Raw genomic sequence first — 20578 nt, 5'->3', positions numbered from 1 at the left:
CCCGCTGCGCCGGCTGCCCACCGTGCGTCAGCTCTGCAGGAAGGCGAGCACCGCCAGCACCCGCCGGTGGTCGCTCCCCGAGTCGTCGAGCCCGAGCTTCTGGAAGATCGACGTCACGTTCTTCTCGACCGCGCCCGTCCCGATGAACAGCGCCGCCGCGATCGCCGAGTTGGTGCGCCCCTCGGCCATCAGCGCGAGCACCTCCCGCTCGCGTGGGGTCAGCGCCGCCAGGGGGTCGCTGCGGCGCCCGAGGAGAGCGGCCACGACCTCCGGATCGAGCACCGTGGCCCCGTCGGCGATCCGCTCGATGGCGCTGCCGAGCTCGTCGATCGAGGTCACGCGGTCTTTGAGCAGGTAGCCGACGCCGTCCGACCCTGCGGTGAGGAGCTCCCTCGCGTAGGCGACCTCGACGTACTGCGACAGCAGCAGGATCCCCGTCCGAGGCCGCACCCGCCGCAGCTCGATCGCCGCCCGCACCCCCTCGTCGCGGTGCGTGGGCGGCATGCGCACGTCGAGCACCGCGAGGTCGGGGCGCGACCGGTCGAGATCGCGGAGCAGGGAGTCCGCGTCGCCGTACGCCCCGACGACGTCGGTGCCGAGCTCGTCGAGCAGTCGCACGAGCCCCTCTCGCAGCAGCACGGAGTCGTCGGCGACGACGACCCTCCGACGCGGAGGCTCTGTCGACGGGCGCTCGCTGGTCGGCGGGGTGGTGGTGGTCACCCGCCGAGCCTACGAGTCGCCGTCGGTGCGCGCGGCTTCGTCCTCCGTGGTGCGCGGCTTCGCCGACCCGGGCGCAGGAACTCCCCCGCCCCCGGCCGACAGATCCTCCGTGGGGTACGGCAGCGTCGGGTTCGGCGTCGCGGCCGCCGTCTCAGCCCGCGCCTCCGGGCCCCGTGCCGTCGAGCCGTCGGGCGCGGCCAGGGGCAGGTGAACGCTGGCGTGGGTCGGGCCCCCCTCGGGGCTCCGCAGCTCCAGCCGCCCGCCGAGCCCCATCAGCCGCTGCTCGATCCCCGCCAGGCCGTGCCCGGGCCGAGCCGTCGCGCCCCCGCGGCCGTCGTCGGTCACCACCACTCGCAGCTCGTCGCCGGCAATGGTCTTCGGCGCCGACAGGATGAGCTCGGCGCGGCCGGCGCCCGAGTGCTTGCCCACGTTCGTCAGCAGCTCGGCTGCGATGAAGTACGCGTTGCGCTCGGTCTCGACCGGGATCTCGAGGCCTTCGGGAAGCTCGTCCGTGAAGCGCGTCGGCACGGTCGCGCGGTCGACCACGGCGTCGAGAGCCGGGGCGAGTCCGCGGTCGAGCAGCAGGGGCGGAGCGAAGCCGCGGGAGAGGGCGCGGAGCTCCTCGAGAGCCTCCTTCGCCTGCTGCTGGGCCTCGACGATGAGGCGCCTGCTCTTCTCCGGGTCGGTCTCGACGGCGCGCGAGGCAGCGGAGAGGTCCATCTGCATGCGGATCAGGCGCTGCTGCGGGCCATCGTGGATGTCGCGCTCGAGGCGGCGGAGAGCGGTGCCCTCGGCCGACACGGCCGCGCTCCGGGAGACCTCGAGCCCGGCGACCTCGGCCTGCAGCTGCTCGGAGCGGAAGCCGCCGAGCATCCAGCCGGCGATCGCGCCCTGAACGAGCACGGCGCCGCGCGTGATGAACGGCAGGAGGGCAGCGGCAATCACCGCGACGACGACGGCGGCGGTCGACGTCATGGCGGCGTGATCGTTGAAGAAGTACTGCCAGATGCCGCCGGGGATCCCGTAGGTGGCACCGTTGCTGGTCAGGACTGCGAGAGCGATGCTGCCGAACACTCCCCCGAGGGCGGTGCTCGCCACGGCGACGGTCACCGCGACGACGAGGAAGCCGACCCAGGGGAAGACGACCACCGTGAAGGCGAAGTAGAGCCAGTAGTGCGGATCGGCCGCGACCTCGACGAAGCGCACGAAGCGGTTCGCCGAGGTCTTGCGGCGCCAGACGACCGGCCGTGGCGCCGGCTCGCGCGCCCAGCCGAGACGCGTCAGCTCGATGGTGCCGAAGAGCCGCCCGAAGTAGAGGCCCGCGACGAGGAGGACGGCGAAGGCGATGAACGCGGCCAGACCGCCTCCGAAGCTCGTCAGGATGTTGCCGACGATTCCGTAGAGGGCCGCGGCGATGACGACCAGCACGCCGGTGAGGGCGAGGTAGCCGATGTCGCGCGGGAACGCCGCCCACAGCCGCCAGTAGAGCGCCCGCTGCTTGGCGGGAGCCGCGGGAGGCGCGGAGAAGTGCATGGAACTCGTCTCGGTGGTGGTCATGGATCCAGCGTGGCGGAGCGCGAGGGATGGCCCAATGGTGCCACCGGCCGCATTCCGGCGGGGGTTATCCCCCTTCCTGCGCCCCGTGGGAAGCCCAGGCTCACCTCAATTAGCCGAGCCTCAGCTTGCTTGCGGAATTTTCGCAGACGTCTAGCGTTGGGTGCATCGAGGGGCCTCCGAGGCCCCAGCCCGCTTACGAAAGGACTCCACCATGTCCGACGCCATCACCGTCACCCAGTCGTCTGTCGACCCCGACGTCGCCGCCGCCACCGCCCAGTTCCTGACCCCGATCGTCACGAACCTCACCGCCCTCGCCGTCAACGGCAAGCAGGCCCACTGGCACGTCCGCGGCATCAGCTTCATCGCCGTGCACGAGCTCCTCGACACCGTCGTGGGCAACGCGCAGGAGTACGCCGACCTCGCTGCGGAGCGAATCGTCGCCCTCGGCCTCCCCGTCGACGGCCGCCTCGAGACGGTCGCCGCCACCACGACCAACCCGCCGCTCAAGGCCGGTTTCCAGCAGATCGACGCCACCATCGCCGGCATCGTCGCGCAGATCGACTCGGCTCGCGCCTCCGTCCAGATCGCCATCGACGAGCTCGGCGAGATCGACGCCTCGTCGCAGGACGTCGCGATCGAGATCGCTCGCGGCCTCGACAAGGACCGCTGGTTCCTCTCGGCTCACGTCAGCCAGTAGACCGAGCCCGCTCCGCCACGGCGGGGTGCAGCGTCACGAGGCCGTCGCCCTTCGGGGTGGCGGCCTCGTCGCGTTGCGGAGTTCCTGCGCCGCTCGCCTCGAATATCAAGGAGTTCCGGTCGCTCGACGACGGCTCGACGCCGATCCGGGGGCGCTGCGCCGACATTCTCCTTGAAATTATGGAGCGGAGGCAGAGGGCCGGCTGCTCCACCAGCACGTACGTCAGCTTCGCCAGCACGAGCGTGAGCCCGACGACCGCGGCCGTCGCCGACACGTACGCCCACCCGCCGCTGGCACCGAACCCGGGCACCCACGCCGCGAGCCCCCGCACGACCGGCATGTGCCAGAGGTAGACGCTGTACGACACGAGTCCGAGCCGCTGCAGCACGGACGCGTCGAGCAGCCGGCCGAGCAGGCTCGTCGCTCCGGTGCGCGTCGGCGTGACGGCGACGACGAGCACGGCCGCGAACGCGAGGGCGGCGAGCGTGTCGGCCGACTCCCAGCGGCGGTGGCTCAGCGCCAGGGCACCCGCGGCGACCCCGCCGGTCACGGCGCCGAAGCGGGCGACGGTCGCGCTGACGGCACCCCGCCGCACGGCCAGGTACACGAGCGCGGCCGCCATGCCGAACGCGAACAGCTGGCCGTGCATCAGCAGGCTACGGCTGACGACGGACTCCCAGTCGCGACTCCAGCCGTGGAGCTCGCGACCGTGCGTCGCGTGGAAGACGGCTCGGACGAGCGCGCCGGCGGCCCCGACGACGAGCAGCGCGAGCGGCGGCAGCGAGGCGCGCTGCCACCCGTGGAGCCTGCGGCCGACCCGGCTCGCGAGCAGCGCGACCAGCGGCAGCACGGCGTAGAACGTCAGCTCGACGGTCAGGGTCCAGGCGACCTCGAGGCCGGTGCGGATGTGGTGTGGCGAGTAGGCCTGCATCATCGTCAGGTCGGCGGCGAGACCGGGGGCGTCGAGCCGGCCGATGCCACGCGGCCAGACGAACGAGAGGCCGAGCACGCAGTTCGTGACGAGGAGCACGACGAGGTAGGCCGGCCACACCCGGAATGCGCGATTGGCCGCGTACCGCCGCAGCGACGGGAGCGGCCTCCCGTCGACGAGCCGGCCGGCGAAGCCCAGATACAGCAGGAAGCCGGACAGCACGAAGAAGAGCCCGAGCCCCTGATGCAGCGCGAAGACGAGACCCGGCTCACGGTGCCGGACCCCCGGCGACAGCACGTTCGACACGTGGTACGCCACGACGCTCACGGCCGCCAGTCCCCTCAGCCCGTCGAGCCCCGCCAGATGTGCGCGTTCCTGTGATTCCCCCATGACATCAAGGCTGTCGGGGGCGCAGGAACGGGACCACGTCCGTCCGGCCGAACTCCGTCGTCCGCGCGGACGAGATCGGCCCTGCATCGGACGGCCGAGATCGGCCCTGCATCGGACGGCCGAGATCGACCCCGCCCCGGACCGCCGAGATCGGTCGGCCGTCCGGATGACGCGCCGACTACAGGGCGCGGTGCGTGAACCGCCCGCCGAGCAGCGTCGCCGCCACGGGCATCGTGCGGAGGGCCTCGGGATCGCCCGCCAGCGGGTCGGCGTCGACCACGACCAGGTCGGCGAGGCTGCCGGCCACGACGGACTCGCGCCCGTCGGTCGACGACGCGAGTGCCACCGCCGGGGTCAGGCGCTGCTCGGGGTGCCACGGCTCGCGGCCGTCGCGGGCCCGCGTCACCGCGGCCGCCATCGCGACCCAGGGGTCGAGGGGCGCGACCGGGGCGTCCGATCCCAGCCGCAGCGGCACCCCCGCCGCCACGAGCGAGTCGAGCACGAACGCCCGGCCGGTGCGGCCGGCCCAGTACACCTCGGCGATATCGCGGTCGTCCATCGCGTGCTCGGGCTGCACGCTCGCCACGATGCCGAGGGCGGCGAACCGCGCCACGTCGGCGGGACGCAGCAGCTGGGCGTGCTCGATCGACCCGCGGCAGCCGACGGCGGCGAAGGCGTCGAGGGCGACGGTGTTCGCGCGGTCGCCGATGGCGTGCACCGCCAGGTCGAGGCCGTGCTCGTGGGCCCGGCCCATCAGGCCGGTCAGCTCGTCGACGGAGAACGACGGGATCCCCACTCCGCCGCCGACCGGGTACGGGTCGTGACAGTAGGCCGTGCGGGTGTTGAGCGAGCCGTCGGTGATGATCTTGGCCGGGCCCATGGTCACCAGGCCCTCGGTGCCCGGGATGACGTCGCCCGTGCGCAGGCGCCGGGCGATCACGGCGTCGAGGTCTGCGGGGTAGACGCCGGGCCGGACGCGGAGGGCGCGGGTTCCTGCGCCCACTCTCTCGGCCCAGGCGTCGATCGAGAGGGTCATCTCGAGGTCGACCACGCCGACGACCCCGCGGGCGGCTGCCGCCGCCGCCGCTTCGCCGACCCACTCGTCCATGCGCGAGCTGTCGATCGCCGTGATGACGCCCGACGCGTCGAAGGCGGCCTGCTCGCGCAGCAGCCCCGTCGCATGGTCGGGCTGACCGACCAGCGCCAGCCCCGCCCGGTTCAGCCAGACGGCGTGCAGGTCGGCGCTCACCAGCGCGACCGGGAACGCTCCGGCCGCGTCGAGCGTCTCGGCGGTGGGAGCGTCGCTCCAGAGCGCGTCGCGGAAGCCGTAGCCGACCAGCAGGTCGCGGTCGGCCGGGCGGTCCTCGCGGATGCGCGCCTTCACGAGCGCCACGGTCTCGGCGGCGGACGAGGCGGCCGACACGTCGAGGCGCTGGCGGACGAGCGCCCACTGCTCCATGTGCACGTGGTTGTCCCAGAGGCCGGGGGCGACGAAGCGGCCGCCGAGGTCGACGACCTCCCGGTCGCCGGGTGCGATCGCGGGTGCGATGGCCGAGACGAGGCCGTCTTCGATCAAGACGTCTGTCGGCGTTCCGTCGCGGCCCACCATCCGCGCGTTCGCGAGGAGGAGGTCGCTCATTCGCGGGCCCGGCGCATCTCAGCGGCGAGCCCCGGATGCGCGTAGGGGCCGTCGCCCTCGAGTTCGGACACGATGCGGTCGACGACCTCGGGCGCCTTGTTCTGGCTGAGCTTGGCGCGCGCGTCGAACCGGGTCACGCGCAGGCGGATGCCGACGGTGCCCTTGGCGACGCGGCGGGAGCCCTCTTCGTCGAGCTCCAGCGACACCGGCGTCTCGAGGCGCTGCTCGAAGTGGTCGACCAGCTCGCCGAGCACGCGGAAGTTCTCGGCGTCGTCGAGGATCTCGGGGGTGCCGTAGAGGTGGGCCGTGACGTGGTTCCAGGTCGGAACGATCCCGCCCGACGTCATCCCGGCCGACAGAGCCCAGCTGGGCGAGATGTAGCCGTGCGGACCCTGGACGATGACGAGGATCTCGTGCTGCCCCAGCTCGTGCAGCTGCTCGTCAGGACGGCCCACGTGGCTGACCAGGCAAATCGTGTCGTCATCGGTCTCTTCGAGCACCACCGGGTAGTGCGAGGCGACGAGGCCGGTGGCCGTGTTCGAGACGATCGTCGCCCACGGGTTCTCGCGGATGAGGCGCTTTACCTCGTCGGCGTCGTCGATGATGAAGTGAGGGGTGTGGCGCATGCAGCTAAGCCTGGCAGACGGGGCACCAGTAGAGCTTCCGCCCGGCGGCCTCCTCCATCAGGATGTTCGTGCCGCACACCCGGCAGGGCAGCCCCTCGCGGTGGTAGACCCAGTGCCGGTCGTCGCGCTTGGCCATCGCCTGGGCGTACTGCTTCTTGCTCAAGCCGTCCATGGTCATCATCTGGCCGAGCTTGACGCCGCTCTTGAGCAGCTTCGTCCAGTCTTTCCAGAGGGCGCGCACCGTCTCCTCGGGCACGTCGACACCGGGCGTGTGCGGGTTGAGCCGTGCGCGGAACAGCATCTCGGCCCGGTAGACGTTGCCGATGCCGCTGACCACCGACTGGTCCATCAGCAGGAGCCCGATCATCGTCTTGGTCTTGTGCACCCGCTCGAAGAAGCGGTCGGACCCCTTCTTCGGCGAGTCGACCAGCGGGTCGGGGCCGAGCTTGGCGATGATCTCATCGACCTCCTCGGCCGTCCGCACCTCGCACTTCGTCGGCCCCCGGAGGTCGGCCACGACGGTCTCGGCGAGGATCCTCACCCGCACCGCGCCGACGGGCTCGGGCGGGAACGCCTCGAGGTCGATGTCGTCTTCGGGTGTCTCCTGCTCGGAGATCCGCAGCCGCGCCGCACTCAGCGGCTTGCCGACGCGCACCATGCGGGCCTTGCGCGGGGCGCCGATGCTCTTCCAGCTGTCCTCCCCCGCCTCGTCGGTCAGGTCGGTACCGCGCTGATTGGTCTGACCCATCCGCCCCGACGCGCTCTGGATGGTCGGGTCGGTCGAGAAGTCGCCCGCGAAGTCCCACGAGCCGTACAGCCCCAGATGCACCTGCAGGAACTTTCGGCCCTCGAACTCGAGGAACATCTGCTTGCCGACTGCGACGGCATCGACCATGACCCGGCCGTCGAGCACGGCGGCACCCGCCGCGAAGCGCCCCTGGGGGCTCGACACGGCGACGGGCTCGCCGACGAAACTCGCTCGGAACTGGTTGGCGATGCGGTGGACGGAATGACCTTCAGGCACTCTCCGAGGCTACCCGGGGCCGCCGACACGACCGTTCAGGGAGGGCGCCGTTCAGTCGGCGGCTGGGGTCTGGGTCGGCGTGACCCAGTCGACGGGGTGGCCCTTGATGGCGCCCGTGGTCTCGTACTCGGCGAGCTGGGCGATGCGGCGCTCGTGGCGCTCCTCGAACGAGAACGGCGTCTTGATGAACTCGTCGATCACGGCGATCGCCTCGTCTTCGCTGTGCTGGCGCGCGCCGATCGCGACGACGTTCGCGTCGTTGTGCTGGCGGGCCAGCTGGGCGGTGGACATGTTCCACGCGAGTGCCGCCCGGACGCCCTCGACCTTGTTCGCGGCGATCTGCTCTCCGTTGCCGGAGCCGCCGAAGACGACGCCCAGGCTCTCGAGTCCCTCGCTCTGGTCGCTGACGACGGCACGGGCCGCGGCGATGCAGAACGACGGGTAGTCGTCGAGGGGCTCGTACGTCTCGGGGCCGTGGTCGGTGACCTCGTGGCCCTGCTCGGCGAGGTGGGCGATGAGTGTCTGGGCGAATTCGAGGCCGGCGTGATCGGTCGCAACGTGGATGCGCATGACCGTCAGTGTATGGCCGTCGAGCCCCAGCCGAGCGCCTCGCCTAATCGAAGATGGGGCCGACGGTCCGGGAGCGCTTGAGCTCGAAGAAGCCGGGGTACGAGGCCGCGGCGACGACGCCGTCCCAGAGGGTCAGCGCGATCTCGCCCTTGGGGGCGGGAGAGATGACCGGGCCGAAGAACGCGGTTCCGTTGACGGCGATGACCGGCGTGCCGACGTCCTGCCCGACGCGGTCGATGCCGTCCACGTGACTGGCGCGCATGGCTGCGTCGTACTCGTCCGTGTCCGCGAACGCGGCCAGCTCGGCCGGCAGTCCCGCCTCGGCGAGCGCCTCCGCGATGACGGCGTCCTGGTCGTCCTTGCGGCCCTCGACGTGGATGCGCGTGCCGAGCGCGTCGTAGAGCGGCTTGACGACGGCCTGGCCGTGCAGCTCGGTGGCCGCGGTGACGACGCGCGTGTAGCGGATCAGCTTCGCGAGGTTGGCGGGGTCCATTCCCTCGTTGTCCTCATTCAGGATGCCGAGGCTCATCACGTGGAAGGTGACGGCCAGGTCGCGGTGGGCGGCGACCTCGTCCATCCAGCGGCTGGTCATCCACGCCCAGGGGCACGACGGATCGAACCAGAAGTCGACGGGGGTGACGGTGGTGGAAGCTACGGTGTCGGTCATAGGTTGAGCCTAAGACCCCCGCCCCGCGTCGAGAAGAGTGCCTGTGTCCATCAAAGAAGCGACCCCCGACGCCTCACCGCGCGGCGTGGAGGCGAACGGCGTCAACGCCATCGACGAGTCCGAGCGCAAGGGCACGCCGCGGCAGCTGTTCTGGCCGTGGTTCGCGGCCAACATCTCGGTCCTGGGGATCGGCTACGGCGCCTACCTGCTCAACTTCGCCGTGTCCTTCTGGCAGGCGATCGTCGTGGGAGTCCTCGGCATCGCCATCTCGTTCCTGTTCTGCGGCCTGATCGCGCTGGCCGGCAAGCGCGGCAACGCACCGACGATGACCCTGGGTCGGGCGCCCTTCGGCGTCCGCGGCAACCGGGTCCCGTCCGTCATCTCCTGGGTGCTCACGGTCGGCTGGGAGACGGCGCTCACCTCGCTGGCCGTGCTGGCGACGGAGACCATCTTCACCGAGCTCGGCTTCGCGGCGGGTGTCCCGACGAAGATCGTCGCCCTCGTCGTGATCGCGGCCCTGGTCGTGGTCGCCGGCATCCTCGGCTTCGACTTCATCATGCGGCTGCAGAAATGGATCACCCTGGCTACGGCTGTGCTCACCGTCGTCTTCGTGATCCTGACGCTGCAGCGGGTCGACTTCGCGGCGGTGGCCGCTCTCCCGAGCGGGCCGCTGCCCTCGGTCATCGGCGGATTCGTCTTCATGATGACGGGCTTCGGCCTGGGCTGGGTCAATGCGGCGGCCGACTACTCGCGCTACCTCCCGCGGTCGTCCTCCAGCGCCGGCGTCGTCTGGTGGACCACGTTCGGCGCCGCCCTCGCGCCGATCATCCTCTTCGTCTTCGGTCTCTTCCTGGCCGGCAGCTCGACCGACCTCCTCGGCGCCATCAACGACAACCCCATCGGGGCCCTCGTGACAGTCGTGCCGAAGTGGTTCCTGGTCCCCTTCGCCGTCGTCGCAGTCCTCGGGCTCGTCGGCGGGTCTGTCATGAACATCTACTCGTCGGGCTTCTCGTTCCTGAATATGGGAGTGAAGATCCCGCGCTACGCGGCCGCGACTGTAGACGGCGTCGTGATGATCGCGGGCACGATCTACGTGGCCTTCTTCGCGACCTCCTTCATCGGCCCGTTCCAGGGCTTCCTGATCACGCTCGGCGTCCCGATCGCCGCGTGGGCGGGCATCTTCCTCGCCGACATCCAGCTGCGCCGCACCGACTACTCGACGGCCGACCTGTTCGACGCCAAGGGCCGCTACGGCAGCGTGCAGTGGCCGACCATCGCGCTCATCGTCGTCGGCACGATGATCGGCTGGGGCCTCGTCGACAACAGCTTCTACGCCGGCTGGCTCGGCTGGCAGGGCTATCTGCTCGGGCCTGAGAAGGGCGCGTTCCGCACCGACTGGAGCGGCGCCAACCTCGGGGTGCTCGCCGCCCTCGCCTTCGGGTACGTCGGCACGCTCCTCTTCACCCGTCGCACCGTGCGCCGCCAGGAGAACCTCGCGTGAGCGGCGAGGTCGCGCCCTGGCTCGTCGTCGTCGACATGCAGCGGATCTTCGGCCAGCCGGGCAGCGACTGGTTCACGCCCGACTTCGCCTCGGCGAGCACCGGCGCGGCGCGGCTCCGCGAGGCGTTCGGGTCGAGGGTGGCCTTGACCCGCTTCGTCGCGCCGGAGACGCCGGCCGGCGCGTGGGTGCCGTACTACGAGGACTGGCCGTTCGCGCTGGTCCCCGACTCCGATCCGCTCTACGAGCTGATGCCCGACTTCCCGGTGCGCGACGCGACCGTGATCACCCGCTCGACGTTCGGCAAGTGGGACGCCGAGACGGCCGCGGCCCTCGGTGACACGACGGAGATCGTCCTGTGCGGCGTCTCCACCGACTGCTGCGTCCTCTCGACGGCCCTGGCCGCCGCCGACTCCGGCGTGCGCGTGCGCATCGCCGCCGACGCGTGCGCCGGCGCCACCGAGACCGACCACCGGCGTGCTCTCGAGGTGATGGCCCTCTACGCTCCGCTCATCGAGATCACGACCGTCGCCGAGGTGCTCTCGGGGACGCCGATTCCCGCTCACCAGTAGGGTTGTCGAGGGCCACGAGCCCGCAACGCACACAACCGACGATGGATGGAGCACTGCCGTGCCTGGAGAGAATCTCACCCGTATCGAGGCGCAGGAGCGCAAGAGCATTCTGGACGTGTCGTCCTACCTGGTCGACCTCGACCTCACCCGCGGCGACGAGGTCTTCGGCAGCACGACCACGGTCGCGTTCACCGCGACCGAGGGCGCCTCGACCTTCATCGACGCGTTCACACGCACCGTCCACTCGGTGACGCTCAACGGCACCGAGCTCGACCCCGCCGCGGTCAGCGACGGCATCCGCATCCAGCTCGACGGCCTCGCCTCGTCGAACGTGCTCACCGTCGTCGCCGACGCCGAGTACACCAACACCGGCGAGGGCCTGCACCGCTTCGTCGACCCGGTCGACGGCGAGGTGTACCTCTACTCGCAGTTCGAGGTGCCGGACAGCCGGCGCGTCTTCGCGGTCTTCGAGCAGCCCGACCTCAAGGCGACGTTCCAGTTCACGATCACCGCGCCGGCGCGGTGGCAGATGGTGTCCAACTCGATCACGCCCGAGCCGACCGTCGACGGAGAGGTCGCCACGTGGGCCTTCGAGCCCACCGCCGTCATGTCGAGCTACATCACCGCGATCGTCGCCGGCCCGTACGACGTCGTCCGCTCGTCGCTGACCTCGTCGGACGGCCGCGAGATCCCCCTCGGCATCTTCACGCGCAAGTCGCTCTCCGAGTACATGGACGCCGACTACATCTTCGAGAAGACCCGCCAGGGCTTCGCCTACTACGAGGAGAAGTTCGACTACCCGTACCCCTTCGACAAGTACGACCAGCTCTTCGTCCCCGAGTTCAACGCGGGCGCCATGGAGAACGCCGGCGCGGTCACCTTCACCGAGACCTACGTCTTCCGCAGCAAGGTCACCGACGCCATCAAGGAGCGTCGCGTCGTCACGATCCTGCATGAGCTCGCGCACATGTGGTTCGGCGACCTCGTCACGATGAAGTGGTGGAACGACCTCTGGCTCAACGAGTCGTTCGCCGAGTGGGCGTCGACGATCTCGACGGCCGAGGCGACCGAGTGGACCGAGGCGTGGACCACGTTCCAGGCCATGGAGAAGAGCTGGGCCTACCGCCAGGATCAGCTGCCGTCGACCCACCCCGTCGTCGCCACGATCAACGACCTCGAGGACGTCCAGGTCAACTTCGACGGGATCACCTACGCCAAGGGCGGCTCGGTGCTCAAGCAGCTCGTCGCCTGGGTCGGCATCGACGCCTTCTACGCCGGCGTCGCCGCGTACTTCAAGAAGCACCACCACTCGAACACCGAGCTCTCCGACCTCCTGGCCGAGCTCGAGGTCACGAGCGGCCGCGAGCTGACCTCCTGGTCGAAGCTCTGGCTCGAGACCGCCGGCGTCAACACCCTCCGGCCCGAGATCGAGACCGACGCCGACGGCGTCATCACCTCGTTCGCGGTGATTCAGACCGCCGCCGCCGACTATCCGACCATCCGCCCGCACCGCCTCGCGATCGGCCTCTACGACCTGCAGGGCGACGACCTCGTCCGCAGCCACCGTGTCGAGATCGACGTCGACGGCGAGCGCACCGAGGTGCCCGAGCTGGTCGGCCTCCCCAAGGGCGCGCTCGTCCTGACGAACGACGACGACCTCGCCTACGCCAAGGTCCGCCTCGACGAGGGCTCGCTCGCGACCGCCATCGAGCACCTCGCGAAGATCCACAACCCCCTCGCCCGCGCGATCGTCTGGGGTTCGGTGTGGGACGCCACCCGCGATGCCGAGAGCCCGGCATCCGACTACGTGAAGCTCGTGCTCGCCAACATCGCCAGCGAGACCGAGTCGACGACGATCCGCACGACGCTGACCCAGCTGACCCAGGCCGCCCGCAGCTACGTCGCACCGTCGAAGCGCGCTGAGACGATCACGGCGGTGGGCGACGCCCTGTGGGCACTGGCCCAGTCGGCGCAGGCCGGGTCCGACGCCCAGTTCCAGTTCGTGAAGTTCTTCGCGAACATCGCGTCGACCGACGCTCACGGCGACGCCCTGCAGGGCCTCGTCGACGGCACGGTCACACTGCCCGAGCTGACGATCGACACCGACCTGCGCTGGGAGCTCCTCGAGGGCCTCGTGCTCGTCGGCCGCGCCGGCGCCGCCGAGATCGACGCCGCGCTGGCTGCCGACAACACCGCCAACGGCGCTCAGGCCGCTGCACGCGCCCGCGCGACCATCCCCACCACCGAGGGCAAGCTGGCGGCGTTCGCCTCGATCGTCGACTCCGACGACCAGCCGAACGCCATCGTGCGCGCCACCGCGATGGGCTTCCAGCACACGAACGACCCGGAGATCCTCGAGCCGCTCGTAGCCCGCTACTTCGACTCGCTCACCGGCATCTGGGAGAGCCGCAGCTACCACATCGCGGACACGCTGGTGTCAGGCCTCTACCCGGCGGGTCTCGCGAACGAGGCCCTCGAGTCGGCGGCAACGACCTGGCTCGACGCGAACCCCGAGACGCCGGCTCTCCGTCGCATCATCAGCGAGAATCGCGCCGGCACGGAGCGTGCGCTCAAGGTCCAGGCCGCCGACAGCTAGGCGGTCCGGTCGAACGGACGACGGCGGTGCTCCTCGGAGCACCGCCGTCGTCGTTCACCCGCTGCATCGTTCAGCCGCGGCGTCGTTCAGCCCGCACCGAAACGCCGCCTCGTAGCATGGGGCGAATGGTTACCCTTCCTCTCGCAGCCGCGACCGACCTCTCCAAAGACGCCTCGACGTTCTGGGGCATGTGGGGCGTCGCCATCACCGTCGCCGGGATCATCGTGGGCGCGATCATCCTGCGGATCATCATCCACTTCGTGATCCGGCGGGTCGTCGACCAGGTTGTCAACGGTGTCAAGAGAAAGCAGAACATCGACGACACGCAGGCCCTCGACTCGCCCCTCAAGGCAGTCCGCGTGGTGCAGCGCACCCGCACGCTCGGCAGCGTCCTCAACAACATCGCGTCGGTCGTCATCATCCTCATCGCCTTCACGAGCATCCTGAGCGAGATCGGAGTCTCCGTCGTCGGCGTGGTCAGCGCAGCCGGGGTCATAGCGGCCGGCCTGGCCTTCGGCGCCCAGAACGTCGTCAAAGACCTCCTGAGCGGCCTGTTCATGGTCTTCGAAGACCAGCTCGGCGTCGGCGACATCGTCGACGTGCAGCTTGCCAGCGGAGTCGTCGAGGCCGTCGGTATCCGGGTCACGCAGATCCGGGACGTGAACGGAACCCTCTGGTTCGTGCGGAACGGCGAGATCCTGCGCGTCGGCAACATGTCGCAGGGCTGGGCACGCGCCATCATCGACACGGCTGTGCCAAACGACTCCGACATCGATCTCGTCGAGTCGATCATCCTCAAGACCGCCGTCGACCTGAAGGCCCAGCCGCGCTGGAAGACCCGCATGCTCGAGAAGCCCGAGCTCTGGGGCATGCAGTCGATCTCGGACTCGCACGTCATCGTGCGCCTCGCCGTCCGGACGCGCTCGGCAGAGCGCGACAACGTTGCCCGCGAGCTCCGCATCCGGCTCAAGAAGGCCCTGGAGGCCGAGGGGATCAGCCTTCCGTCGCTTTCGAGCGTGATCCTGAGCGGCTTCGACGAGGCCAACAGCATCAAGGGCGCCCGCCCGGTCGAGACGCAGCCGACCCCCACTGTTCCGCGAGCACGCCGAGCACCGCGTCGACCGAGCACCCCGACGGCTCCGCCGTTCGATGGTCCGGGAGACAATCGAGCATGACCGACGAGACCCCCCGCCCCCTCATCCAGCCGATCACCGTCCGCCGCGGACTCGGCGACGACGACGTGCAGGGCAACTTCTGGCAGAAGGTCGGCGGTCGGCCCACGTTCGAGAAGCTGGTCCGTCGCTTCTACGAGGGCGTGCAGTCCGACGAGGTCATCTGGCCGATGTACCCGGCCGACGACCTCGAGGGTGCGATTCAGCGTCTCACCGGCTTCCTGGAGCAGTACTGGGGCGGCCCGACGACCTACAGCGACGAGCGCGGCCACCCGCGGCTGCGCATGCGCCACGCGCCGTTCCCGATCACACCTCTGGCCCGCGAGCGCTGGCTCGTGCACATGCGGGCAGCGGTCGACTCGCTCGAGCTGTCCCCGCTCGACGACGCGACGCTCTGGGGGTACCTCGACCGGGCCGCGCACGCGATGACCAACACGGCCGGCGAATAGAGCTCGTCCCAGCCACGGCCACGAGAGCGGCGTCGGTCAGCCGGCGTAACCCGCCCGCAGCTCGTCGACGAGGCGGGGGTTGCCCGGTCGCCAGCCCAGCACGTCTCGGGCGTGCGCCGCAGAGGCCACCTGGTCGGCCAGCAGGGCGTCCGCGTAGGCCGAGCCGAGCCGAGCCCTCGACTCGTCGGCGGACTCGTCGATGACGGGCCGACCGTGTGCCGCGGCCTCGGCGAGCTCGCGGACCGTCGACTGCTCGTCTGACACGGCGAAGACGTAGTCGTCGTCGGCCGCGGCCTCGAGTGCGAGCACGTAGAGCTCGGCGAGGTCGTCGACGTGCACGAGAGTCCAGCGCTGAGACCCGTCGCCCGGCAGGCGCACCTCCTCGCTGCTCACGAAGTCGGCGGGGATGCCGCCGCCGTGCCCGTAGACGATTCCCGGGGCCACGATCGTCGTGCGGACCGGGGCCCGGCGAACGGCCGCCTCGATGGGGATGCGCCACCCCGAGATGGTCTCGGGACGCATCGGGCTCGACTCGCTGAGGCCGTCGCCCGCGCCGAAGACCCAGACGCCCCCGGTGTGAAGGTACGGCCGGTCGTCCTCCGCGAACTCGCGCGACACGATCTCGACCAGCGACTCGTCGAGGGCGGCACTCGACGAGTCGCCCGTCGCGGCCGTGTGGACGACGCCGGTGCTTTCGCGCACCAGCCGGGTGAGGAGGTCGAGGTCGGTCGCGTCGCCGACGACGGCGGTCGCACCCGCCGCTCGGACGGCCTCGGCCTTCGCCTCGGACCGCACGAGGGCGGTGACGTCGTGATCGCGAGCCCGGAGGGCGCGGAGGACGGCTGAGCCGATGTACCCGGTCGCACCGGTGAGGAGAACTGCCATGGCCCCACGGTAGCGGGGGCCGCCGACACCCGTCAGAGCAGGCCCGACCTCCGCTTGACGAGCACGTGGCCTCGGCTGGTGCTCAGGCGCGTCCACGCTCCGACGGCGAAGACCCGCGCGGGTTCGTCGTCGACGAGGAACCCGAGTGTCAGAGCGGCGAAAGCGGCACCCGCAGGAACGTCGGAACCCTCGACGGGCCTCGACCACACGCCCGACCGCACCCTCTGCACGATCTGCTCGCCTGTTCCCGCCGGAATGACGCCCGCGACCTCCTCGATGCCCGCCTTGGCGACGGCCTCGAGGGCGGCCGACTCGAGCGCGGTCTGCGCGGTCCATCCGCCCCGGGGCGGAGAGATCGCAGCCCACGACGCGGCGATGACCGACGGCGGCAGCGGCACGACGACCGGCGCCGTCGGGTCGACGATCTCGTTCTGCAGACGCACCAGGCGCTCGACGACGCTCCGCAGCGACACGACGGCATCGAACGTCGACTCGGCCGCCAGGGCGTAGGTGCGGAGGCCGAGCACCGTCGGGCTGGTGTCGAGCAGGCCGGCAGGGCTGAGGACGCCGACGTAGGCGGCGAGGACTCCCCCGGTGCCGATGAGGCGCACGGCCCCGTCGTCGACAGCGGAGGCCCGCGCGAGGAAGGTGTGGAGATCGTCGAGCGAGAGGGAGTCGGGAAGTGCGAAGTCGGTACTCATGAGCGATCTAAACTACCGCTGATGACCGACACCGCGCCTGTCGGCGGCACGCCGACCGACCCCCTCGACGACCTCCTGCGAGCCTTCGACCTCACGCCGGGCGACGCTCCCGACACCTTCGACGGGCCCAGCCAGTGGATGCCGAACGGCCGCGTCTTCGGCGGGCAGGTTCTCGCCCAGTCTCTAATCGCCGCCGCGCGGACCGTCGACGGCGCGCGGCCGCCCCACTCGCTGCACGCGTACTTCCTGCGCGCAGGCAAGGTCGAGCACCCCGTGACGATCCGGGTCGACCGCAGCCACGACGGTCGCTCGTTCGCCTCGCGGCGCACCGAGGCCCTGCAGAACGGCGCCGTGATCATGACGACGATGGCGTCGTTCCAGAGTCTCGACGACGGCATCGACCACCAGATCGACCCGCCGGCCGGCCTGCCCGAGCCCGAGTCGCTGCCGACGATGGCCGACTCGCTCGCCGGGATCGCCCACCCGGCCGCTCAGTTCTGGGCCCACGGCCGCCCGTTCGACATCCGGCACGTGCCGTCGCCGATCTTCCTCCGTGTCGACGGAGCCCACGTCGCCCACCAGGCGCTGTGGATGAAGACGGTCGGGCCGCTCGGCGACGACGAGCTCGTGCACCGCGCGGCGCTGGCCTACGCGAGCGACCTCGGGATCCTCGAGCCGATCCTGCGCCGCCACGGAGTGCCGCTCGCCACGCGCGAGATGAAGATAGCCAGCCTCGACCACGCCATGTGGTGGCACCGGTCGGGTCGTGCCGACGAGTGGCTGCTGTACGCGATGGAGTCGCCGACGGCGCAGGGCGGCCGCGGCCTGTCGACCGGGCGCTTCTACGACCGGTCGGGGACACTGCTGGCGAGCGTCGCCCAGGAGGGCATGGTGCGGGTGCCGGAGGGCGTGGGCGACTAGCCGCTCGCGTGCGCCGCCCGCCGCGTGCATGCACCGCCCGACGTGCGCCCGTGCGCGGCCCGACGTGCGCCCGCCGTCGTCACTCAGGTAAGGACGGGGAGGGCGCCAGCGAGGATTGCTCCCTGCCATTGACAGCCCGGCAAGGAGGGCGCGGAGTTCCTGCGCCCGCCACGAGGACGTCTAGTGCGGGAGTCCTTGAGAACGACCGCGAGCGAAAGCTACCGGCGCCGGAACTGGAGCGGCTCGTCGACGAACGGCGACCACGCCGCGCGCTCGGCGTCGTTGATCCGGCGCGGGCGCTGGGTCGTGGCATCGACCAGCACGAGCGTCGAGGCCGCACGGGTGTGCAGGACTCGAGGCTCGACGCCGACCGGCGAGAACACCTCGTAGAAGATCTCGAGGCTCGCGCCGCCCATGTGGCCGATCCAGAGCTGGATGTCGAGCGGCTGGCGCGTGTACGCGATCGGTGCCAGGTACTCGACCTCCTGGCGGGCGATCAGCGACCACGTCTGCGTGCCGGGGCTCGAGTCGAGGATCGCGGTCGCCCCGTGGTCGCCGGACTCTTCGCCCGCCGACCAGAACGCCTGGATGCGCGCCTCCTCGAGGAGGTGCAGCATCTCGGCGTTGTTGACGTGGCCGTAGGCGTCGAGGTCGCCCCACCGCAGGACGGTGGGCACCTGAAGGCGGGCCACGCCTAGTCTCGCGTGAGCTTGCGGTAGGTGACGCGGCTCGGCTTGGCTGCGTCGGCGCCGAGGCGCTCGACCTTGTTCTCCTCGTACGCCTCGAAGTTGCCCTCGAACCAGTACCAGTTGGCCGGCTTCTCGGGGGTGCCCTCGTAGGCGAGGATGTGCGTGGCGATCCGGTCGAGGAACCACCGGTCGTGGGTGATGACCACGGCGCAGCCGGGGAACTCGAGCAGCGCGTTCTCGAGGCTGCCCAGGGTCTCGACGTCGAGGTCGTTGGTGGGCTCGTCGAGCAGCAGCAGGTTGCCGCCCTGCTTGAGCGTGAGCGCCAGGTTGAGGCGGTTGCGCTCACCACCCGAGAGCACGCCGGCCTTCTTCTGCTGGTCGGGGCCCTTGAAGCCGAACTGCGAGACGTAGGCGCGCGACGGGATCTCGGTCTTGCCGACCTGGATGTAGTCGAGGCCCTCCGAGACGACCTCCCAGAGGTTCTTGTTCGGGTCGATGCCGCCGCGGTTCTGGTCGACGTATGAGATGTCGACCGTCTCGCCGACCCTCAGGTCGCCGCCGTCGAGGGGCTCGAGACCGGTGATGGTCTTGAAGAGCGTCGTCTTGCCGACACCGTTCGGGCCGATGACTCCGACGATGCCGTTGCGCGGCAGGGTGAACGAGAGGTTGTCGATCAGCACGCGGCCGTCGAAGCCCTTCTCGAGGCCCATGGCGTCGATGACCTGGTTGCCGAGGCGCGGACCCACGGGGATCACGATCTCTTCGAAGTCGAGCTTCTTGGTGCGCTCGGCCTCGGTCGCCATCTCTTCGTAGCGGGCGAGGCGAGCCTTCGACTTGGCCTGGCGGCCCTTCGAGTTGCTCCGCACCCACTCGAGCTCGGACGACAGGCGCTTGGCGAGCTTGGCGTCTTTCTTGCCCTGGATGTTGAGACGCTCGCCCTTCTTCTCGAGGTAGGTCGAGTAGTTGCCCTCGTACGGGTAGAGGCGTCCGCGGTCGACCTCGGCGATCCACTCGGCGACGTGGTCGAGGAAGTACCGGTCGTGGGTCACGGCGAGGACAGCGCCGTGGTACTGGCTCAGGTGCTGCTCGAGCCACAGCACGCTCTCGGCGTCGAGGTGGTTGGTGGGCTCGTCGAGCAGCAGCAGGTCGGGCTTCTGAAGCAGGAGCTTGCAGAGCGCCACGCGGCGCTTCTCACCACCGGAGAGGTTCGCGATCTGAGCGTCGCCCGGCGGGGTGCGGAGGGCGTCCATCGCCTGCTCCAGCTGCGAGTCGAGGTCCCAGGCGTCGGCGGCGTCGATCTCCTCCTGCAGGCCGCCCATCTCTTCGAGCAGCGCGTCGAAGTCGGCGTCGGGCTCGGCCATGGCCAGCGAGATCTCGTTGAAGCGGTCGATCTTGCCCTTGATCGGGCCGACGCCCTCCTGGACGTTCTCGAGCACCGTCTTCGACTCGTCGAGCTCGGGCTCCTGCATGAGGATGCCGACGGTGAACCCGGGGGTCAGCTTCGCCTCGCCGTTGCTGGGCGTGTCGAGGCCCGCCATGATCTTGAGGATCGTCGACTTGCCGGCGCCGTTCGGGCCGACCACGCCGATCTTCGCGCCGGGGATGAAGGACATCGTCACATCGTCGAGGATCAGCTTGTCGCCGACCGTCTTGCGAGCGCGGACCATCGAGTAAATGTATTCGGCCATGAGCACCAGTCTATTCGGGGTTGCAGTGAGGGTTCGCCGGGGCGGATGCGGACCCGGTCGACGAGCAGGCTCCGGAGTGCTACCAGTCGATCGCGCGGGTCGTGCCGACGAGGCACTTGCCGGTGGAGAGCACGGGAGCCGTGCCGCCCGAGAAGCCCGCGGTGCCGACCTGCCCGAGGAGGCAGACCTTCTTCTTCCAGAGCACCGAGAACTCGATCGAATCGACCGTCCGGCCGATCGAGGTCGTATCGGGCGTCAGCTCCATCGACGCCTTCGAGAAGCCGGCCGTCGTCAGCGTGTCGACGACCGTGCGGCCGTCCGGGTTGTCGTTCTTCGCGAGCAGCTGCTTGATCGTGCGATCGAGCAGCGTGTGGGCCTCCGCCGACGTGAGATCAGCCGAATAGGTCGGCACAGCGCTCGGTGTCGGGGCCGAGATCGCACTCGACGAGCCGGTGGGCGGCGACGTGGTCGTCGGGTCGACTGTCTGCTGGCCCGCGGTGCAGCCGGCCACTCCGAGGGCGACGGCCGCGGCGACAGCCGCAAGGCCAGCCGTGCGAGCGCGCGAGAGTCGAAGAGCCACGTTCCG

The 20578-nt window shown here is 70.3% G+C and carries 20 protein-coding genes; 7 read left to right on the top strand and 13 right to left on the bottom strand.

Annotated elements, in window-relative coordinates:
- Positions 1-27: 27 nt before the first annotated feature.
- Entirely contained in the window at positions 28-720 is a 693-nt protein-coding gene (locus AC3CBB_RS02440) for a response regulator transcription factor (protein WP_488625853.1), read from the bottom strand.
- Between the two features lie 9 nt (positions 721-729).
- A complete protein-coding gene (locus tag AC3CBB_RS02435) occupies positions 730-2277 on the bottom strand; it encodes a sensor histidine kinase (RefSeq protein WP_488625852.1) in 1548 nt (515 codons plus the stop codon).
- Between the two features lie 211 nt (positions 2278-2488).
- On the opposite strand from AC3CBB_RS02435, the gene AC3CBB_RS02430 reads away from it, so the two are divergent.
- Positions 2489-2974: a Dps family protein gene (locus tag AC3CBB_RS02430; protein WP_123506087.1), complete on the top strand. Its 486-nt coding sequence runs from the start codon at positions 2489-2491 to the stop codon at positions 2972-2974.
- Here the strand turns inward: AC3CBB_RS02430 and AC3CBB_RS02425 are convergent.
- The 6 genes from AC3CBB_RS02425 to AC3CBB_RS02400 all read right to left on the bottom strand — a co-directional run bounded on the left by AC3CBB_RS02425 (position 2964) and on the right by AC3CBB_RS02400 (position 8821).
- Positions 2964-4295 (bottom strand): acyltransferase family protein, encoded by a 1332-nt coding sequence (locus tag AC3CBB_RS02425; protein ID WP_488625851.1) that lies wholly within the window; start codon positions 4293-4295, stop codon positions 2964-2966. The genes AC3CBB_RS02430 and AC3CBB_RS02425 overlap by 11 nt on opposite strands.
- A gap of 178 nt (positions 4296-4473) precedes the next feature.
- A complete protein-coding gene (locus AC3CBB_RS02420; RefSeq protein ID WP_488625850.1) occupies positions 4474-5934 on the bottom strand; it encodes an amidohydrolase in 1461 nt (486 codons plus the stop codon).
- Positions 5931-6560 (bottom strand): FMN-binding negative transcriptional regulator, encoded by a 630-nt coding sequence (locus AC3CBB_RS02415; RefSeq protein WP_488625849.1) that lies wholly within the window; start codon positions 6558-6560, stop codon positions 5931-5933. Before AC3CBB_RS02415 ends, AC3CBB_RS02420 begins: the two co-directional genes overlap by 4 nt.
- A 4-nt stretch (positions 6561-6564) precedes the next feature.
- Positions 6565-7584: an Fpg/Nei family DNA glycosylase gene (locus AC3CBB_RS02410; RefSeq protein WP_123506091.1), complete on the bottom strand. Its 1020-nt coding sequence runs from the start codon at positions 7582-7584 to the stop codon at positions 6565-6567.
- A gap of 51 nt (positions 7585-7635) precedes the next feature.
- Positions 7636-8154, bottom strand: coding sequence for a ribose-5-phosphate isomerase (locus tag AC3CBB_RS02405; RefSeq protein ID WP_488625848.1), 519 nt, complete (start codon positions 8152-8154; stop codon positions 7636-7638).
- 43 nt (positions 8155-8197) lie between these two features.
- A complete protein-coding gene (locus AC3CBB_RS02400) occupies positions 8198-8821 on the bottom strand; it encodes a mycothiol-dependent nitroreductase Rv2466c family protein (protein ID WP_488625847.1) in 624 nt (207 codons plus the stop codon).
- 43 nt (positions 8822-8864) lie between these two features.
- Between AC3CBB_RS02400 and AC3CBB_RS02395 the strand changes: the two genes are divergently transcribed.
- The 5 genes from AC3CBB_RS02395 (at position 8865) to AC3CBB_RS02375 (ending at position 15108) form a co-directional block, all read left to right on the top strand.
- A complete protein-coding gene (locus AC3CBB_RS02395) occupies positions 8865-10322 on the top strand; it encodes a purine-cytosine permease family protein (protein WP_488625846.1) in 1458 nt (485 codons plus the stop codon).
- Positions 10319-10891 carry a cysteine hydrolase family protein gene (locus tag AC3CBB_RS02390; RefSeq protein WP_488625845.1) on the top strand — a complete coding sequence of 191 codons (573 nt, stop codon included), beginning with the start codon at positions 10319-10321 and terminating at the stop codon, positions 10889-10891. Before AC3CBB_RS02395 ends, AC3CBB_RS02390 begins: the two co-directional genes overlap by 4 nt.
- A 58-nt stretch (positions 10892-10949) precedes the next feature.
- Entirely contained in the window at positions 10950-13487 is a 2538-nt protein-coding gene (pepN, locus tag AC3CBB_RS02385) for an aminopeptidase N (RefSeq protein WP_488625844.1), read from the top strand.
- A 125-nt stretch (positions 13488-13612) separates the two neighbouring features.
- A complete protein-coding gene (locus AC3CBB_RS02380; protein WP_488625843.1) occupies positions 13613-14662 on the top strand; it encodes a mechanosensitive ion channel family protein in 1050 nt (349 codons plus the stop codon).
- Positions 14659-15108 carry a globin gene (locus tag AC3CBB_RS02375; RefSeq protein ID WP_488625842.1) on the top strand — a complete coding sequence of 150 codons (450 nt, stop codon included), beginning with the start codon at positions 14659-14661 and terminating at the stop codon, positions 15106-15108. The genes AC3CBB_RS02380 and AC3CBB_RS02375 overlap by 4 nt, the downstream gene beginning before the upstream one ends.
- Positions 15109-15144: 36 nt before the next feature.
- On the opposite strand, the gene AC3CBB_RS02370 is transcribed toward AC3CBB_RS02375, so the two are convergent.
- Positions 15145-15993, bottom strand: coding sequence for an NAD-dependent epimerase/dehydratase family protein (locus AC3CBB_RS02370; RefSeq protein WP_488625841.1), 849 nt, complete (start codon positions 15991-15993; stop codon positions 15145-15147).
- Between the two features lie 32 nt (positions 15994-16025).
- Positions 16026-16694 (bottom strand): DUF8185 domain-containing protein, encoded by a 669-nt coding sequence (locus AC3CBB_RS02365; protein WP_488625840.1) that lies wholly within the window; start codon positions 16692-16694, stop codon positions 16026-16028.
- 21 nt (positions 16695-16715) lie between these two features.
- Between AC3CBB_RS02365 and AC3CBB_RS02360 the strand changes: the two genes are divergently transcribed.
- Positions 16716-17615, top strand: coding sequence for an acyl-CoA thioesterase (locus AC3CBB_RS02360; protein ID WP_488625839.1), 900 nt, complete (start codon positions 16716-16718; stop codon positions 17613-17615).
- A 218-nt stretch (positions 17616-17833) separates the two neighbouring features.
- Here the strand turns inward: AC3CBB_RS02360 and AC3CBB_RS02355 are convergent, their stop codons facing one another.
- The 3 genes from AC3CBB_RS02355 to AC3CBB_RS02345 all read right to left on the bottom strand — a co-directional run bounded on the left by AC3CBB_RS02355 (position 17834) and on the right by AC3CBB_RS02345 (position 20572).
- Positions 17834-18307, bottom strand: coding sequence for an acyl-CoA thioesterase (locus AC3CBB_RS02355; RefSeq protein WP_123506099.1), 474 nt, complete (start codon positions 18305-18307; stop codon positions 17834-17836).
- A 2-nt stretch (positions 18308-18309) separates the two neighbouring features.
- On the bottom strand, positions 18310-19992 hold the full coding sequence (gene ettA, locus AC3CBB_RS02350; RefSeq protein WP_488625838.1) for an energy-dependent translational throttle protein EttA: 1683 nt from the start codon (positions 19990-19992) through the stop codon (positions 18310-18312).
- A 79-nt stretch (positions 19993-20071) separates the two neighbouring features.
- Complete coding sequence (locus AC3CBB_RS02345) at positions 20072-20572, bottom strand: DUF6993 domain-containing protein (protein WP_123506100.1); 501 nt, start codon at positions 20570-20572, stop codon at positions 20072-20074.
- Positions 20573-20578: the final 6 nt, after the last annotated feature.

The organism is Frondihabitans sp. OV104, assembly GCF_057787745.1.
This window is presented reverse-complemented; position numbering and strand designations above follow the sequence as displayed.